Origin of the sequence: Pontibacter beigongshangensis, assembly GCF_014332515.1 — a bacterium.
Classification (GTDB): domain Bacteria; phylum Bacteroidota; class Bacteroidia; order Cytophagales; family Hymenobacteraceae; genus Pontibacter; species Pontibacter beigongshangensis.
In genome coordinates this window covers 23840-40575 of record NZ_VFSD01000005.1, presented here as the reverse complement: position 1 = coordinate 40575, position 16736 = coordinate 23840, and the positions used below count along the sequence as shown (strand labels likewise).

10 protein-coding genes and 1 riboswitch are annotated in these 16736 nt (G+C 51.9%); of the genes, 2 read left to right on the top strand and 8 right to left on the bottom strand.

The window, feature by feature from the left end; translation table 11 throughout:
• Window positions 1-209: 209 nt before the first annotated feature.
• On the bottom strand, window positions 210-3833 hold the full coding sequence (gene dnaE / locus FJM74_RS06125; protein WP_187261696.1) for a DNA polymerase III subunit alpha: 3624 nt from the start codon (window positions 3831-3833) through the stop codon (window positions 210-212).
• A gap of 249 nt (window positions 3834-4082) precedes the next feature.
• Between dnaE and FJM74_RS06120 the strand changes: the two genes are divergently transcribed.
• Window positions 4083-4667, top strand: coding sequence for a thiamine phosphate synthase (locus FJM74_RS06120; protein WP_187261695.1), 585 nt, complete (start codon window positions 4083-4085; stop codon window positions 4665-4667).
• 367 nt (window positions 4668-5034) lie between these two features.
• Here the strand turns inward: FJM74_RS06120 and moeB are convergent, their stop codons facing one another.
• The 6 genes from moeB to thiS all read right to left on the bottom strand — a co-directional run bounded on the left by moeB (window position 5035) and on the right by thiS (window position 12093).
• Window positions 5035-6126 carry a molybdopterin-synthase adenylyltransferase MoeB gene (moeB, locus tag FJM74_RS06115; RefSeq protein ID WP_187261694.1) on the bottom strand — a complete coding sequence of 364 codons (1092 nt, stop codon included), beginning with the start codon at window positions 6124-6126 and terminating at the stop codon, window positions 5035-5037.
• 333 nt (window positions 6127-6459) lie between these two features.
• The gene (thiH, locus tag FJM74_RS06110; protein ID WP_394353896.1) at window positions 6460-7572 is read right to left on the bottom strand and encodes a 2-iminoacetate synthase ThiH; all 1113 of its coding nucleotides are present in this window, start codon (window positions 7570-7572) and stop codon (window positions 6460-6462) included.
• Window positions 7573-8095: 523 nt separating this feature from the next.
• Window positions 8096-8869, bottom strand: coding sequence for a thiazole synthase (locus tag FJM74_RS06105; protein ID WP_187261692.1), 774 nt, complete (start codon window positions 8867-8869; stop codon window positions 8096-8098).
• Window positions 8870-9051: 182 nt separating this feature from the next.
• Complete coding sequence (locus FJM74_RS06100; protein WP_187261691.1) at window positions 9052-9714, bottom strand: thiamine phosphate synthase; 663 nt, start codon at window positions 9712-9714, stop codon at window positions 9052-9054.
• A 10-nt stretch (window positions 9715-9724) separates the two neighbouring features.
• Window positions 9725-11587: a phosphomethylpyrimidine synthase ThiC gene (thiC, locus tag FJM74_RS06095; RefSeq protein WP_187261690.1), complete on the bottom strand. Its 1863-nt coding sequence runs from the start codon at window positions 11585-11587 to the stop codon at window positions 9725-9727.
• 302 nt (window positions 11588-11889) lie between these two features.
• Window positions 11890-12093 (bottom strand): sulfur carrier protein ThiS, encoded by a 204-nt coding sequence (gene thiS, locus FJM74_RS06090; RefSeq protein ID WP_187261689.1) that lies wholly within the window; start codon window positions 12091-12093, stop codon window positions 11890-11892.
• Window positions 12094-12172: 79 nt separating this feature from the next.
• Window positions 12173-12279: riboswitch (TPP riboswitch) on the bottom strand.
• A gap of 409 nt (window positions 12280-12688) precedes the next feature.
• Between thiS and FJM74_RS06085 the strand changes: the two genes are divergently transcribed.
• Window positions 12689-14032: an MFS transporter gene (locus tag FJM74_RS06085; protein WP_187261688.1), complete on the top strand. Its 1344-nt coding sequence runs from the start codon at window positions 12689-12691 to the stop codon at window positions 14030-14032.
• Between the two features lie 184 nt (window positions 14033-14216).
• On the opposite strand, the gene FJM74_RS06080 is transcribed toward FJM74_RS06085, so the two are convergent.
• Entirely contained in the window at window positions 14217-16721 is a 2505-nt protein-coding gene (locus FJM74_RS06080) for a LysM peptidoglycan-binding domain-containing protein (protein WP_187261687.1), read from the bottom strand.
• Window positions 16722-16736: the final 15 nt, after the last annotated feature.

The window sequence follows — 16736 nt, the reverse complement described above, 5'->3', positions numbered from 1 at the left end:
GGAATTCGATCCACGGAAGTTGAAAACTTCCTGTCATTTTTTACCACCAGTTCCCGCTTCGCTCAAACTGGCGGCATATAGCGTCATCCGCAAAATCCTTTTATCCTTTATTGAGAAATTATGCTAATGAAAATGCCCCTCTGGAGGCATCTTTCACTGCTGCTGCACATCTTCAAATTTCCAAATCAAAAAAATCCAAATCAAAAAAACTAAATCAGCTTACACTCTCCCAGCCCCAGCTCCTTAATCTGCTCCAGGAACAGTTTTGGGTCGATGCGGTATTTGCGGGAGTAGGTGGAGAGGGCAAGCTTTTCATCGGGCATGTGCAGCGTGATCTCCAGTCGCTTCTGACCCGGGCTTGTTACAATCGCATTTTCAAGCGCTTCGGCCAAAGCCTGGTTCAGGAGCTGCAGGTTGATGTTGATGTGTACGCCCTGTGCCATTTTGTCGGTGATGTCGCCAAGCAATTGGATGTTCGTTGGCTTCAGCTCCCACTGGTCCTCGGTGCGGTAGCGCAGCTGCACTTTGCCCCTTATAAACAGGTAGAGCCCTATTTTCAGGTAAGGCGAAAACTTCACATAGTCTTCACCGAACAGCGCCATCTGCATGGTAGAGTCATAATCCTCGATAGAGAACAGCGCAAACGGGTTCCCATTCTTAGCCGTCCGAATCACCACATCCGATACCATCCCTGCCACATTAATGTCGCGGTTTTTGTATTCCGCAATTTTATCGAGCGAGCAGGAGCAGTAAGAGTCTATTTCGAGCTTGAACTGGTCGAGCGGGTGCCCGGAGATGTAGAAACCTACTACCTCTTTCTCGCGCCGAAGCATTTCTGCCTGGGTCCAGGGGGCTACTTCAGGTATTTTTGGCAAGGGTGCTGCCACAGCGGCTCCCCCTCCGAACAACGACTGCTGTGCCGCCTGTTGCTCTGCCTGGTAGCTGTTGCCATAGCGCACTGCCTTTTCCAGCAAGCTGATGTTCTCGCCTTCCGGCACCTCTATCAGCTGCGCCCGGTTATACAGCCCCCACGAGTCGAAAGCTCCGGCCAAAGCCATACTCTCGAAGGTTTTCTTGTTCACGGCACGCAGGTTAATGCGCTTCGAGAAGTCAAAAATGTCCTGGTAAAGCCCGTTTTTCTCTCTTTCAGAAATAATAGCGTCTACGGCAGCCTCACCGGTGCCTTTTATGGCGGCCAGGCCAAAACGAATCTGCCCTTGCTCGTTCACGTTAAATTTCAGGAGCGATTCGTTCACGTCTGGGCCAAGTACGGCCACGCCTTGCTTCCGCGCCTCCTCAATAAAGAACGTCACCTTTTTGATGTCGTTCATGTTGTTGGTGAGCACGGCCGCCATGTACTCGGCAGGGTAGTGCGCCTTCAGGTAGCCCGTTTGGTAAGCCACTACAGAATAGGCAGCAGAGTGGGAGCGGTTAAAGCCGTACTGGGCAAACTTCTCCATCACGTCGAACACCTCAGAAGCTTTCTTGGCCGGAATTTTATGGATTTCGCCAGCTCCTTTAATGAACTTCTCGCGCTCTTCAGCCATCTTCTTCATGTCCTTCTTACCCATAGCGCGGCGCAGCAAGTCGGCACCACCCAGTGAGTAACCAGCCAGAATCTGGGCGGTCTGCATGATCTGCTCCTGGTACACCATAATACCATAGGAGTACTCCAGAATCGGCTTGAGCAGCTCGTGCGGGTACTCTACTTCTTCGCGGCCATGCTTCCGGTTAATAAAGTTCGGGATGAACTGCATCGGACCCGGACGATACAGGGCGTTCATGGCAATCAGGTCTTCAATGTTAGTCGGCTGCAAATCCTTGAGATACATCCGCATCCCCTCCGACTCAAACTGGAAAGTACCAATCGTGTCGCCGCGCTGGTAAAGCTGGTAAGTCTTTTCGTCGTCTATTGGAATCTCATCGATATCGATCTCTACCCCGTGGTTTTTCCTGATGAGCTCGATGGCATCTTTGATGATGGTCAAGGTTTTCAGGCCCAAAAAGTCCATCTTCAGCATACCGGCACTTTCAATAACCTTTCCATCGAACTGCGTTACCAGCAGATCGGAGTCCTTGGAGGTAGAGACCGGGATGTAATTTGTGATATCGTCTGGGGCAATGATAACACCTGCCGCGTGTATGCCGGTGTTCCGGATGGAACCTTCCAACTTTTCGGCCAGTTTCAAAACGGCGGCACGAGCATCATTCCCTTCTCGGATGGAGGCCAGGTCCAGGTTCTCCATAAAGGCCTTGGCAAGCGTGGTGCCGGGTGTTTCCGGTACCATCTTAGCCAGTTCGTTTGCCTCAGAAAGCGGTAATGAAGTAGAACGAGCCACATCTTTGATAGACGACTTGGCAGCCATGGTGCCGAAGGTAATGATCTGGGCCACCTGCGTTTTGCCGTATTTATCTACCACATAATCGATCACGCGCTGGCGGTTCACGTCGTCAAAGTCAATATCAATATCGGGCATCGACACACGCTCCGGGTTCAGGAATCGCTCGAACAGCAGCTGGTACTTGATCGGGTCGATGTTCGTGATGCCGATGCAGTAAGCCACGGCGGAACCGGCCGCCGAGCCACGGCCCGGCCCCACGGCCACACCCATCTCGCGACCACGGTTTATAAAGTCCTGCACAATGAGGAAGTAACCGGCAAAACCCATGGTCTGGATAATGCGGAGTTCGTAATCGAGGCGCTCTTCTATTTCGGGTGTAATGTCGGTGTAGCGCTTTTTGGCCCCCACGTACGTCAGGTGGCGCAGAAACGCGTCGGCATCGGCGTGTTCGGGCGGAATCGGGAAGTTTGGCAGCAGGATGTCGCGCTTCAGTTTGGGCGGCGTAATCTTGTCTACGATCTCGTTGGTATTGTCCACCGCCTGCGGCACGTCCTTGAACAGCTCGTTCATCTCGGCCTGCGTCTTGAAGTAGAACTGGTCGTTGGGGAAACCAAATCGTGTTCTGGGGCCGGCATCTTCTATGCGCTGCAGCATCTGCCGAATGTTCTGGCTGTTGCCATACTTGTTACGCACGTTATCTACGGTGTCGTAAATCACTTTCTGGTCATCAGACAGGAAGCGGTAGTAGCGTGTCTGGAAATCACCCACGGGGGTGCTCTGGTCTTCGCCGGTGTTTACGCACAGCAGGATGTCGTGGGCGTTCCAGTCTTCCTGGTCTACGTAGTGGGTGTCGTTGGTGCAGATCACCTTCACGTTGTACTTCACCGCCCACTTCAGTAGCACCTGGTTAATATCTTCCTGGCTTTTGCCGGTGCCGTCTATGTTCTGCAGGCCATGGCGCTGTATTTCAATGTAGTAGTCTTCGCCAAACAGGTCGAGCCACCACTTAAAAATCTCTTCAGCCTCTTCTTCGCTTTTCCAGAGAATAGCCTGGGGCACCTCGGCGCCAATGCAGCAGCTGGTGGCAATCAGCCCTTTGCAGTATTTCTGCAGCAGCTCCTTGTCGATGCGCGGCCATTTACTGTACACGCCTTCTATGTAAGAGAGCGAACACAGCTTGGCCAGGTTCTGGTAACCGTCCTGGTCTTTGGCCAGCAGCAACTGATGGTGGCGCACATCTTTCTGCTCTTTGGTAAAGGTTTTGAGGTGGCGGTCCTTTACCAGGTAAAACTCGCAGCCCACAATCGGCTTCACGTTATACTTGTTTGCCTCGGCCACAAAGTTGAAGGCGGCAAACATGTTTCCGTGGTCGGTCATGGCTACGGCTGGCATGCCATCGGCCTGCGCCTTTTTCATGAGGGCACTGATGCTGGCCTGGCCATCGAGCAGCGAGTATTGTGTGTGCGTATGTAAATGCGAAAATACAGGCAAGGTTTTTCTGAATTAGAAATTAAAAATTATGAATTAGAAATGACTTCTGTATTAGTGGAAAACTATATTCAAAAGCCATTTTAGGGATGTTAAAATTAGGGAAAATAGGCCGGATATAGAAACGATTTGTGGCCGGAGTTGCTACCTTTACAACACCAGCTCTGGCAAAGGCGTTCTGCTTGAGCCTGATAACGTTTTTAAGACAACAGCGCTGTTCTGTCACCGCTCTTGATGCCACACCTGCCGTATATGAAACTCATTCTTATCACCACACCAGTACCTTTTGCAGGCGAGATACCGCTCGTGTGCCAGCTGCTGGAGCTAGGGCTGGAGACGCTGCATGTGCGCAAACCGGGTTTCTCTTATCGGGAGATGCGCGATTATTTGAATGAAATACCCCTTCCGTACCACCGCCGCCTTATGCTCCACAGCCACCACGAACTAGCGCAGGAGTACCAGGTAAAAGGCCTGCATTTTCCGGAAGCAGCCAGAACTGGGACAGCAAACATGCCAAAGCAGCAGCTGCTCTTTTCCACCTCCTTTCATACGCTGGAAGAGTTGCAACAGCCGCAGCCGCTGTTTGACTATGCTTTTCTCAGCCCCATTTTCAACAGCATCTCAAAAGAAGGATATCAGGCAGCTTTTGCCACAGCAGATTTGGAGCATGCCTTGCAATGTGCAAAGTTGCCTGTCGTGGCTTTGGGTGGTGTTAGTATGGATAACCTGGCAGTTGTGCGGGAGATGGGTTTTGCAGGGGCAGCGGTGTTGGGAGCGGTTTGGCAGGCAGTGGAGCCGGTGAGAGTTTTTGAGGAGCTGCAGCGGCAAACCGCATGACCTCGCAGCGTCTTTCAGACCTGAGAGCGTCTTAGTTGCTACAGCGCAAATTATTCTAATGAAATAGGCCTTCCAGAGGTTCTGCTGCTGCTGCTAATGTCTGATTCAGAATTTACAGAATGTTAGAATTTCCAGAATGGGGAAAAATGCCTCATGACGCCGTAAGTGTAGCGATAGCATAATTTTCGGGATGTATGATGGGCTATATGCAGCAGAGGCTTTGGATATTCTGAACATTCTGTAAATTCTGAATCAGACAATCCTGCTTCGTTGCCAGTAAGACGCTCGCAGGTCTGGAAGACGCTGCGAGGTCACACGAGGTGTCTATTTTTAATTTCTAATTTTTAATTTTTAATTTGGCGTAGCCTTAGTAGGGATACCTTTCTATGCCGCCAGTGAGGTTGTAGAAGGTGGTGTTGGGGAAATGCTTCTGCAGGATTCGGACGGCTACGCGGCTCCGGATGCCATTCTGGCAATGCACCACCACTGTTTTCTGCGGCTCCACCTTGTCGAGGTTCTGCTCCAGAATGCCCAGCGGAATCAGGATGCCTTCCAGGTTGTACTGCTCGTATTCGTTCGGCTCCCGCACGTCGAGTAGTTGCAGGTCAGCAGGTTCATCAAACAGGTCTTTCAGTTCATCGGCAGAAAGCTCGTTCACTTCATCAGCAGCGGAAACGGCAGTAGGAGGGGAGCAGAAAGCTTCGTAATCAGATTGCAGTTCAGTTACCTCTGCCTGTGCTGTTCTGCGGAAATTAATGGCGCTGGTCTCCATTGTAAGGGCGTTGAGCATAAACAATCTGCCGGATAAAACGTTGCCCATTTCACAGATGATCTTGATCGCCTCGTTGGCCTGAATGGTGCCGATCATACCAGGTAACACACCAAGCACACCTGTTTCTGCACAGTTGGGCACCTGGTCGGGCAGGGGAGGCTCCGGAAAGAGGCAGCGGTAGGAGGGGCCGTTCTGGTAATGAAACACCGTTACCTGTCCTTCGAACTTAAAGATGGAGCCGAACACCAGTGGCTTCTGCTGTATGGCGCAGGCATCATTCACGAGATAGCGCGTCGGGAAATTGTCGGAGCCATCTACTACCAGATCATAAGCTTGCACAAGCTCCAGCGCATTCTGCTCTGTAATGCCCTGCGCGTGCACCTCAAACTGCACAAACGGGTTTTGTTGTGCCAGTTTCCGGGCGGCTACGGCAGCCTTGAGCTTACCAACGTCCTCGGAGTTGAACAGCACCTGCCGGTGCAGGTTGCTTTCCGACACCACATCAAAATCTGCAATGCCAATGGTGCCCACACCAGCTGCCGCCAAATACTGCAGCGCCGGACAGCCCAGGCCACCCGCGCCGATCATGAGCACCTTCGCCTGTTTTAGCTTCTGCTGGCCAGTGGCTCCCATCTCTGGTAATATAATTTGACGGTTGTATCGGTTGTATTCGGCTGGGGAGAACATCTTTTCGGAGTTAGAATTTAAAGAAGTTAAAGTTAGAAAGTTATGAATAGGGAATCAAGTGGTACAGGTGAATAAGACCTCGCAGTGCGCGCAGCTCCTGCGAGTGTCTGGGCCAGAAGCTTTTTCCGTGGCAAGTCTAAATTATTTTAATGAAAATGACCTTCCAGAGCCTCTGCTGCTCTTGCTGCTGAAGGGGGTAACGTGAATTCTGTACATTTATATATGCTGATTCAGACAAACCTGCTCCGTAGTCCAGACACTCGCAGGAGCTGCGCACGCTGCGAGTGTCTTCAAAGCTATTTACAACTTTCTAACTTTAACCTCCCAAACTTTCTAACTCAAAGAAGTGTCCCAATCTTTCCACACCGCTTCGTAACCCTGGGTGCGGATCATGCTGATGATTTCTGCGGGGGGGCGTTCGTCGCTGATTTCGAACTGCTCCAGCGCATTAACTTTGGAGGCATAGCCGCCCGGATCGGTCTTGGAGCCGGCACTGATGGAGGTGATACCGAGCCGGATTACGTTGTTGCGGAAACTCTGGCTCTCCCGCGTACTGAGCGACAGCTCCACTTCCTCGTTAAAAATACGATACGCACAGATCAGCTGCACCAGCTCCCGGTCATTCATCTCCACTTTGGGTGGCAATCCGCCAGAGAAAGGTCGGAGTCTTGGAAACGAGATGGAATACTTCGTTTTCCAGTACTTTTTTTCGAGGTAGCTCAGGTGCAGCGCCGTAAAAAAGCTGTCGGTGCGCCAGTCTTCTAAACCAATCAGCACGCCCAGGCCAATTTTGTGCACCTCTGCCTGGCCCAGGCGGTCCGGCGTGTCGAGGCGGTACTGGAAGTTCGATTTCTTGCCTTTGGGGTGATGCTTTTTGTAGTCTTCCTGGTGGTATGTTTCCTGGTACACCAGCACCGTGTTCAGCCCCAGCGGTATCAGTTCCTCGTACTCGTGCTGGTCGAGCGGCTGCACCTCCATGGAAATATGCGAAAAGTATGGGCGGATGAGCTGCAGCACATTTTTAAAATAAGGCACACCCACCGTTTTGTTTGCCTCGCCGGTTACCAGCAGCACATGATCGTAGCCATAGCTTTTGATTACTTTCACTTCCTCCAGAATCTGCTCGTCGGTGAGGGTGGTGCGGGGCATGGGGTTGTCGAGGCTGAAGCCGCAGTAGGTGCAGATGTTCTGGCACTCATTAGAAAGGTAAAGCGGAATGTACATTTGCAAGGTTTTGCCGAACCGCTTCTGCGTCAGTTGCTGGCTCAGCTGCGCCATCTGCTCCAGATAGGGCATGGCAGCCGGAGAGATCAGGGCTTTGAAGTCCTCTAAATCGCGCGACGGTTTTGCCAGAGCGCGTTCTACATCGGCGCCGGTTTTGGCATAGATGCTCTGCTTTACCTGGTCCCAGTTCTGCTGCTCAAATATATCTTTGAAAGTCACTATGTATAGTTAAGAGTTAAAAGCTTATTGTTGGTTGTTTACTGCTGATTGTTGAATGGTCAAATGTTTAATTGTTGCTGGATGAGTAAAAAAGATAATTTATTTTTCGCTGGTGCGAGCTTGCAGCCTTATCTTGTCCCATATCTTTTCTGGAAAGAGGCTTAAATCAGCCTGTATTCGATGTATTTCCAGAAGCGATAACATGAGGGTGAATGATTAGAGCAGAAAGAGCTAAAAATGAATCAAAAACTGTAAAAATGGAAGCTCTTTGCCTCTTTAGTTTATCCTCGTTCAGAGAATGTTCATTACTGGAAAAGATATGGGACAGGATAAGGCTTGCAGCTCGTACCATATGCTAGTTGTACCCTTAATAGAAAAACAGCTCAATTACCTTCAGAAGGCTGTTTTCATTAGAATAATCTGCCTTTATCTGAAGGTAATTCCTGTTCTGTACTGAAAAGGTACGAGCTACAAGTTCGCACCAGCAATTTAGCCATTCAACAATTTAACAATCAACAACCAACCATCAGATTTCATCCAGAAAAGAAGTTAACGGACTGCTGGCTTCGGCTAGAGTACCTGCCGGGGCAAGCCTGGCTTCGAAGGCGATGCGGCCTGCCTCAACGGCCATTCTAAATGCTTTTGCCATTTGCACCGGGTTTGGCGATACGGCAATGGCAGTGTTTACCAGCACCGCATCAGCTCCCAGTTCCATGGCCTCGGCTGCATGCGAAGGAGCGCCAATGCCCGCATCTACCACAACCGGCACATGACTCTGCTGAATAATAATTTTTAGGAACTCGCGTGTTTGCAGGCCGCTGTTGCTGCCGATGGGCGAACCAAGCGGCATTACGGCTGCTACTCCCACTTCCTCCAATCGCTTGCACAGCACCGGGTCGGCATGGATGTACGGCAGCACGATAAAGCCCAGTTTCACCAGCTCTTCCGCCGCCTTCAGCGTTTCAATAGGGTCGGGGAGGAGGTATTTGGGGTCCGGGTGAATCTCCAGTTTGAGCCAGTTGGTTTCCAGTGCCTCGCGAGCTAGTTGTGCGGCAAACACAGCTTCGCTGGTATTGCGCACGCCCGAGGTGTTCGGCAACAGGTTAAACTGCTCGTGCGAGAGGTGCTGCAGAATATCATCGTCCTGCTTGTGCACATCTACTCGTTTTAGCGCCACCGTTACCAGCTCCGAGCCGGATGCCAGCAGCGCTTCTTCCATTTGCCGGCTTGAGCTGAACTTGCCTGTGCCGGTAAAAAGGCGGGAGGTAAAAGTTTTATCTGCTATAGTTAAATGTTGCATGTTATTCTTCCTGAAAAATGTTTCTTAAAAGACCTCGCAGCGTCTTCCAGATCTGCGAGTGTCTGTGCCAGTAAATGCTGCTGACCTGTATTGATAGCAACAGTATTTTTTGCTTTCAAAAGCTATTATCATTTACATGAGTGCCCGATCAGTTTCAGCTGTTCTGCTAGCTAAAGACGCTTTCAGATATTGTTTGGTCCGGCATGATCCTGCATCAGCTGCAGCTCCTGCTTAAACATATTTATTACCTGTTCCTTGTCCGCTGCTTTGTTGATAACCGACGACACCGCCACACCATGAACTCCTGTAGCCAGCAAAGGAGCAACGTCTGGTGCCAGGATGCCGCCTATGGCTATAATGGGTGTTGATATACTGGCCACCTGGCACTGGTGCAGCATCAGCTCATAGCCGCTCAAACCTAAAATAGGGCTTAGGTTCTGTTTGGTGGAGGTGAAGCGGAAGGGGCCGAGGCCGATATAATCTACGCCTGCCGCTACCAGCTGCTGCACATCCTCGAAGGTATTCGCCGTGCCTCCTATTATTTTGTCAGTACCTAGTAGCTCCCGCGCCTCCACCGGCGACAGGTCTGTTTTGCCCAAGTGTACACCATCGGCGTTTACCTCAGCGGCCAACTTTGCATTATCGTTTATAATAAAGGTGCTTCCGAAGGTGCGGCAGATGGCCTGCGTTTGCAGCGCCTCCTCCTTCCATAGCTCGTATGGCTGGTCCTTTACCCGCAGCTGCACCCAATCGGCTCTGGCTGCACAGGCGGCCTTGGCAGCCTCAGCGTGGCTTTTTCCTTGCAGCGCCTGCGTAATGTAGTGGAGTTTGGCTATCTTCTTCATGCAGATTCACTTATAGATAAATTTCTGAACCCTGCGCCTTAAATGCCTCCGCCTTTTCGGCCATGCCTTTGTCCAGTACTTCTTCTGTGGCCACGCCTGTTTTTTCGGCATAGTCGCGTACTTCCTGGGTTATTTTCATGGAACAGAAGTTGGGGCCGCACATGGAGCAGAAATGGGCTACCTTGGCTCCTTCGGCTGGGAGTGTCTCGTCGTGGAACTCGCGGGCGGTGTCGGGATCGAGCGACAGGTTGAACTGGTCTTGCCAACGAAACTCGAAGCGCGCTTTGCTCAGGGCATTGTCGCGGTACTGTGCGCCGGGGTGGCCTTTGGCTAGGTCGGCAGCATGGGCAGCGAGTTTGTATGTGATGACGCCATCTTTCACATCTTTTTTGTTTGGCAGGCCCAGGTGTTCTTTCGGGGTAACGTAGCAGAGCATGGCGGTGCCGAACCAGCCGATCATGGCAGCGCCTATGGCCGATGTAATGTGGTCGTAGCCGGGCGCAATGTCGGTGGTGAGAGGGCCGAGGGTGTAGAACGGCGCTTCGTGGCACTCCTTTAGCTGCTTCTCCATGTTCTCCTTGATCAGGTGCATCGGGATATGGCCGGGACCTTCTATGATCACCTGCACATCGTGCTTCCAGGCAATTTTGGTCAGCTCGCCCAGTGTCTCCAGTTCTGCAAATTGCGCGGCATCATTCGCATCGGCAATACAGCCGGGGCGCAGTCCGTCGCCGAGCGAGAAGGCTACATCATAGGCTTTCATAATCTCGCAGATCTCTTCGAAGTGCGTGTACAGGAAGCTTTCTTTGTGATGTGCCAGGCACCATTTCGCCATTATCGAACCTCCACGTGAAACAATACCCGTTACACGTTTGGCCGTGAGCGGCACGTAGCGCAGCAGCACGCCGGCATGTATGGTGAAGTAATCCACACCCTGTTCTGCCTGCTCAATCAGGGTGTCGCGGAAAATTTCCCAGGTCAGGTCTTCGGCTTTGCCATTCACTTTCTCCAGCGCCTGGTAAATAGGCACGGTGCCAATCGGAACAGGCGAGTTGCGGATTATCCACTCGCGGGTCTCGTGAATGTTTTTGCCGGTACTCAGGTCCATGATGGTGTCGGCACCCCAGCGGCAGGCCCAAACGGCTTTCTCCACCTCTTCTTCTATGCTGGAAGTAACGGCAGAGTTACCGATGTTGGCGTTGATCTTCACCAGGAAGTTCCGGCCGATGATCATCGGTTCGCTTTCAGGGTGGTTGATGTTGCTCGGGATAATGGCACGACCAGCCGCTACTTCGGCCCTTACAAACTCCGGCGTAATAAATCCTTTTGGGGTGTTGGCGCCGAAGCTGTGGCCATGGTGCTGGTGCCCCAGCTCCTGAATTTCCTGGATGCGTTGGTTCTCGCGGATGGCGATGTATTCCATTTCGGGCGTGATGATGCCTTTGCGGGCGTAATGCAGCTGGCTCACGTTCTGTCCCGGCTTCGCCTTCAGTGGCTTACGGATGTGCTCAAAACGGAAGGCATTGAGGTTTGTGTCTTCTTTCCGGGCTTTGCCATAGGCTGAACTCACGTCCTGCAACTCCTCTACATCACCCCGGTTCAGAATCCATTCTTCGCGCAGGCGTGGCAGGCCCTGACGCACATCAATCTCCACATTCGGATCGGTGAAGGGGCCGCTGGTGTCATACACGGTAACAGGCGCATTGGTTTCACGCGTTTCTTCACCCAGGAATTTATGTACGGTATCTTCGAGCACAATTTCGCGCATGGCTACTTTTATGTCGTGAAGCTGGCCGGGCACATACACTTTGCGGGAGCCGGTAAAAGGCGCGCAGGTAATGGCGCTGGCGGTTGGCGTTTTTTCTTTTCTCATTTTTTAAATGGACTCAAGTATCAAGACACAAGACGTAAGACTTTTTTTATTGAAGTTATTTCAGCAGAAAGAGGACAGCTACATTACCGCTAGTGCGAGCTTGTAGCTCGTACTTATTATATTTTGGAAGTTGATTCTAAGGTGGTTGCGATCGAAAAGATTTCAGAATAGAAGGTGGAGGTGCGAGCTACAAGCTCGCACCAGCAAATCTTATTAATCCTGATTCAGACAATAGAGCAGCAGCATCTCAGGAGGGCTATTTTCATTCAAATAATTTGTCCGGAGGGGCAGCCGCAAAAAGCTTATCCGCCTTGGGTGGCTTTGATGACAGTGAGTTTGTCGTTTTCCTGCAGCTGATGCGCGTCCCATTGTATTTTAGGCACAATCTGGTTGTTCACGGCTATGGCGATGCCGCGTGTGTGGGGCAGCTGCAGTAAATCTAGGACAGCAGAAACGGTTTGGGGAAGCGTTAGCTCCTCCGGCTGGTTGTTAATAAAGATTTTCATGGATGGCTCGGGTTTGCGATGCAGGTAGCATGAACGCCGGTGCGCCGAGCGGCAACAAGAAGAAGTAGGAAGACTGGTGTGTTTCTCATATACTTTTCCCTTCGTCAGTGCTAACTGTATCAGGTTCAGAGGGTATTTCTCAGTTCTGCGCTTTGTGTTTGTGGCAGAACACCCCTAAAGTGTAAACCAAAGGTAGCCCGTGCCTATGAGAAAAGCAAATACAGCAGTAGCAGCTAGCTCCGGAAGGCCATTTTCATTCAAATAATTTGGTGGTTATTGTGCTAATGGGTTGATGTGCTGATGTGCTAATTTTAATTTAAAGATGTGAGGATTTGGAAATTTGAAGATGAATCGTGAGGCACCTGTTGACTCATAACTCTTAACCTCTAACTCTTCACTCCTAAAAAGTCCTGTGTCTTATGTCCTGTGTCCTGTGTCTCTAAAAAAGCCTCCGGAAGGGCTTTCCCATTCAAATAATTTGGCGGCTGGTTCAGACACAGGCCAGGATTTAGCGGTATTTACAAGTTCCGGCAACAAGAGTGGCGGGAATATCCGTAAGTTAGAGGCGGCTTTGCCGGCGACACGAATAGCAGGAATGGATACAGCATCAATACAGGAGAAAGCTTCTACGGGCAGACTAAGCGGCATGTTCAGAGCCTTGCGCTACCGCAACTACAGGCTCTTTTTTATGGGACAGGGCATTTCACTGATCGGCACCTGGATGCAGCAGATCGCCCTGAGCTGGCTCGTGTACCGCCTCACCGACTCGGTTTTCCTGCTCGGGGCGGTTACGTTCTTTAATCAGGTGCCGGCTTTTCTGCTGGGCCCTATTGCAGGTGTGATATCCGACAAAGTAAACCGCCACCGCTTGCTCATTCTTACGCAGGCGCTCTCCATGCTGCAGGCCTCCACACTGGCCGCGCTTGTTCTTTCTGATTCCATCCAGATATGGCACATCCTGACCCTGAGCGCCATTCTGGGCACGATCAATGCTTTTGATATCTCGGCCCGGCAGGTTTTTGTAATTGAGATGGTGGAGAAACGGGAAGATGTAAGCAATGCCATCGCCCTGAATTCCTCGATGTTTAACATGGCCAGGCTGGTGGGGCCCTCTATTGCCGGCATCCTGATTGCGCTGGTGGGAGAGGGCATGTGCTTTCTGCTGAATGCAGTGAGTTATATAGCGGTTATCGGGTCGCTGCTGCTGATGCGGCTCAAACAGGTGGAGCGCGTAAAGCAGGAACGCAAAATATGGCAATCGCTTACCGAAGGCTTCGGCTATGCCTTTGGGTTTGCGCCGATCAGGGCACTGTTGCTCATTGTGGCGCAGCTTAGCTTGTTCGGGATGCCGTTTAGCGTGCTCATGCCGGTTTTTGCCCGCGATATTCTGCATGGCGGCGCTAACACGCTGGGTTACCTGATGGGGGCTTCGGGCGTGGGGGCGCTTATAGGAGCACTGTTTCTGGCGCAACGGAAATCGGTGCTGGGCATGGGCAAACTGATTGTGTTCACGATGCTGCTCTTTGGTTTTGGGCTAATGGCCTTTGCTTTGTCGGAAGTGCTGCTGGTGTCGCTGGTGTGCATGCTGGTGAGCGGCTTTGGCATGATCGTGTCGATGGCTTCGTGCAATACCTTGTTGCAAACCATTGTGGAAGACGACAAGCGGGGCCGCGTGATGAGCCTCTACAGCATGGCTTTTATGGGCATGGTACCTTTCGGGAGTATGCTGGCGGGAGCAGTGGCTGAGCACGTGGGAGTAGCCTACACCCTGTTGGGCTGCGGGTTCCTGGTCGCCATCAGTATTCTGCCATTTGCCTGGAACCTGGGTAAGCTGCGCAAACTCGTGCACCCCATTTACCAGCGCCTCGGCATCATCCCCGAAATCGCCACCGGGCTCCAGTCGGCCTCTAACCTGACTGCTCCACCCGAGGAAAGGTGAAGCTTAAAAGAAACAAGATAAGATCTTTAGTTGCTCTCTGTACAGCGTAAGCCAGGACTCCGTAAGACTGATTTCATCTGAATAATTTGGCTGTAGAGATCATCTGGCACTTGGACCTGAAACAAAGCCGCCTGCACGGGAAACGGGCAGGCGGCTTTGTATTAGCTGGGGATCTGCAGGAAACTTATTTCTTTCGGATCAGGAGCTTTTCGCCTACCCGCACACTAAAATCGCTTTTGTTGTTCCACTCCATGATATCTTTAATCGTGATGTCGTATTTGCGGGAAATCTGGTAGAGGCTTTCGCCCGTGCCCACGGTATGGTATGCTGATTGGCTGCTTCTGGCTGAGCCAGATGCCGGCGCATCCTCAGTTTGAGCGGGTACTTCAACGGCCTCTTCCGGAGCTGTAACCCGCAGTTCCTGGCCAATAGCAAGCCCCGATGCCTTTATGCTGTTCCAGCTTCGAAGCTCGTCTACGGTTACACCATACTTTTTAGAAATCTGGTAAAGGGTTTCGCCCGGAGCTACCGTGTGTGTAAGAGCGGGCTGTGGTGCGGTACCAGGAGCCGAATTGTCATTATCTGGCAAAACCTGTGGCTCGGCAATCAGGAGTACTTGCCCTACCCTGATAGGTGTCTCTCCCAGGTTGTTCCACGTAGTAATGTCGTGAATAGAGACCGCGTATTCTCTGGAAATACTGTAGAGCGTTTCGCCTTCTTTTACAGTGTGCCGTGCAGGGGCAACGGCCGGTTTTGCGGCAGGCACAGCAGGTTCCGCTGCTTGCGCTGGCCGGGCCTCAGGTTTATAGTCAGCCGGCTCTTTTAAGATGACTTCACTTTCAGGTTCAATTGTCTGCGCCTGCTCTGGGTCTGGCAACTGTATCTGAATGGTGTCGGTGCGGGGTGCGCGAGGCAGTTGCCCAGCTGTAGGTGCTGTCTGAGACTTGGCTGCCGTTCCGGGGGCAGACTCCCAGGTAATGCCAGGCTCAAAAAGCACGGTGTCGGTTACTACTTTTGTTTTTGCTACAGACTCCATTGTAATGGGGCCAGGTTGCTGAAAGGCAGTCGTGTCGGCCTTAGCTCCTTGGCCAGCAGTGCCGGTGGTGGCTTTCTGTGTTTGTGTGCCGGGGTAAATGGCATCATTTTTAACTTCAGACGGGGCGCGCTGCGGAGTTTGGTCTTTTACTGCGGCTGTTTTTTCAGTGGCGGCTGGTGTTGCCGGCGTAGTAGCCACTACCTTCGGCATTACAGGCACCTCAGGCTCTTCCTCCACAGGCTGCTCCATGGGCACCGGTTCCTCTTTTTTGTTTTTCAGGCTGTTGATGAGCCTTGTAAAGAAGTTGTCCTTAGGAGCAGCTTTCTGATGCGCTGGTTTTTGGTGAGGAGCTGTTTGCTTTGGCGAAGCGGCTGGTGCAGCGGCAACCCGGGCCTTGCCTGGGTCGCGGATCTCTACCGGTGTGCTGGCCGGACGACGGTTCCGGAGCCATAGCACGCGGCCCGCCACAGGTGCCTCGCTGCGGTTCATGTGGTTTTTGTACAGCAAGTGGCTAAGCCGGATGCCGTAATGCTGTGAGATCATGTGCATGGTCTCGCCAGGCTGCACCACATGGTATTCGGTTTCGGCAGCGGTTTTCTTTTGTTCTGTATAATAAATAGCGCCTTCCTTCACTTCATCGAAGCTATACAGGTCGTTGTACTTCTGGAATTTCCGCAGGGAGATGTTTGACTGTTTGGCCAGCTTCTCTTTGGTGTCGCCTTTGCGGGCTACGAGGGCATTAAGGCCATGCAGTTTAGTAATGGAGGTAGCCGATGCATAGCCTGCCAGGGGGCCTGTGCTGGCGATCGGTCCTTTAGAGGCCAGCAAGCCGTTGTCCTGGCCGTTACGAACCGGAATCATGACATAATAGTCTTTGCCGGACGGAATGGTGCCTCCAAGCAGCCATTTATTGTATTTTTCGAGTTCTCCCGCGTCTATCTGTGTTGCCAGGGCAATGTCGAGCAGGGTCTGGCCGGGAGTGCAGCGCATTTCGCTGAGTGTGAGGGCTGGCGGTGCGCTTTTACCCACAAAGTTTTCGTAGGCAATTTTATGAGCCAGGTAGGTGAGCAGGTAGGTATGTGTCTTCTCGGTTACCTCCATTCTTTTGCTGCCGATGTCGGAGGTTTTAGTGGCTGCCTTGGCACCGGTAGGCCCCAGGTAATACGACAGAATGGTGTTGAACCAGTTGTTGTAATAGGCGTTGCTGCGCTTAAAATAGCGGGCTGCCCCCCGGCTGGCCTCTACGATATGCCGGCGCTCATCAATAATATGGTCCATGCGGAGGTTAAAGTCGGAGGCTGCCTCTTTTTTGAACTGCCAGTAGCCCACGGCGTTCGATGTGGAAACAGCATCGCCGATCAGGCCGCTCTCTTGCAGCGCCAAATATTTAAAATCGTCTGGCACGCCCTCTTCCTGAAAGGTGCGCTCTATCAGCGGAAAGTATGCATCGGCCAGCTCCACGCGGTTTCGGAAGTAGGTTTGGTTGCGGTGCAGGGCATCCACTTTCTTCTGGATCTCCTGCTGGGCCCTGTCCGAAATTTTGATCTGGATATCGGCCACCGTCACGTTTCTGGGAACAGTTACGACTTGTGCCAGCGTGAGCAACGGCAGGAAAAGCAGCATAAAGAGGAGAAGGGGCAGGTTCTTTCTCATAATTTGATAGATAAG

Bases quoted from the DNA above. Each gene is read 5' to 3' on its own strand.
- FJM74_RS06120 (WP_187261695.1), top strand. From the start codon at position 4,083: ATGAAACTCATTCTTATCACCACACCAGTACCTTTTGCAGGCGAGATA.
- moeB (WP_187261694.1), bottom strand. From the start codon at position 6,126: ATGTTCTCCCCAGCCGAATACAACCGATACAACCGTCAAATTATATTA.
- FJM74_RS06105 (WP_187261692.1), bottom strand. From the start codon at position 8,869: ATGCAACATTTAACTATAGCAGATAAAACTTTTACCTCCCGCCTTTTT.
- FJM74_RS06100 (WP_187261691.1), bottom strand. From the start codon at position 9,714: ATGAAGAAGATAGCCAAACTCCACTACATTACGCAGGCGCTGCAAGGA.
- thiC (WP_187261690.1), bottom strand. From the start codon at position 11,587: ATGAGAAAAGAAAAAACGCCAACCGCCAGCGCCATTACCTGCGCGCCT.
- thiS (WP_187261689.1), bottom strand. From the start codon at position 12,093: ATGAAAATCTTTATTAACAACCAGCCGGAGGAGCTAACGCTTCCCCAA.
- FJM74_RS06085 (WP_187261688.1), top strand. From the start codon at position 12,689: ATGGATACAGCATCAATACAGGAGAAAGCTTCTACGGGCAGACTAAGC.
- FJM74_RS06080 (WP_187261687.1), bottom strand. From the start codon at position 16,721: ATGAGAAAGAACCTGCCCCTTCTCCTCTTTATGCTGCTTTTCCTGCCG.